At 36.2% G+C, this 687-nt stretch carries 1 protein-coding gene; it reads right to left on the bottom strand.

From position 1 onward, the window contains the following. Positions 1-3: 3 nt before the first annotated feature. The coding region (locus ACFQ2O_RS22050; RefSeq protein ID WP_377533144.1) for an SIMPL domain-containing protein at positions 4-687 on the bottom strand (684 nt) is incomplete at its 5' end.

Below are 687 nucleotides of genomic sequence, written 5' to 3'. Positions count from 1 at the left end.
CTTTTATTTAAGGGTAAATTTCACATTTATATTAGTTGAAACATTAATCTTTTCAAATTCTATTTTGGGAGACTCTTCTTTAAGCTTGCCTACTGAAGCTCCTCTAATAACAACCCCCGCAACTCTACCTTGAAGTTGTGGACCAACATTGTATGCTTCATTATCTATAATATGAATAGCTGGGCCAATGGTTTGCTTTAATGGGCTTGTTAATGCAACAGCTCTGGCTCTTGCATTTCCCACTGCCTTCGTCCGCATTATATTCTTAATTTCTTCCAGATTTGAATGGTCAACTCTATCTATGGAAGTGTTAGAAATTTCCAGATTTTCCAAACTAATAAAAACTTTGCTTGCTGTGCCTGCATCACTCACTTTTAAGATATACTGCTTAGATTTTAACACATCTTTACTCTTCAGCAAATGGTTTCTGAAGTTGCTAATCATGTCACTTGTGGTTAAATCTTTCTCGATAGGTATGCCTAGGTTCTTTAAAGCATTTACCATTTTGGCTTCCTGCTCTTCAACAGAAGATTTGTCTTTGGTATCCTTCTCGGAGATAAGAATTTTAATATAGATTTCATCAGGTGTTACTAAGGTGTCTGCGCTGCCTGCAACTTCTAAATATGGCAGGTCCAAAAAGCTTTTTGTTTGAGCTTGGCTCATGAAAACAGTAAGCAAGAAAATTAC

The sequence above is a fragment of the Pontibacter rugosus genome (genome assembly GCF_042678745.1).
Classification (GTDB): Bacteria; Bacteroidota; Bacteroidia; order Cytophagales; family Hymenobacteraceae; genus Pontibacter; species Pontibacter rugosus.
Note: the sequence above shows the minus strand (reverse complement) of the source record. Positions and strands in the feature narration are given on the sequence as shown.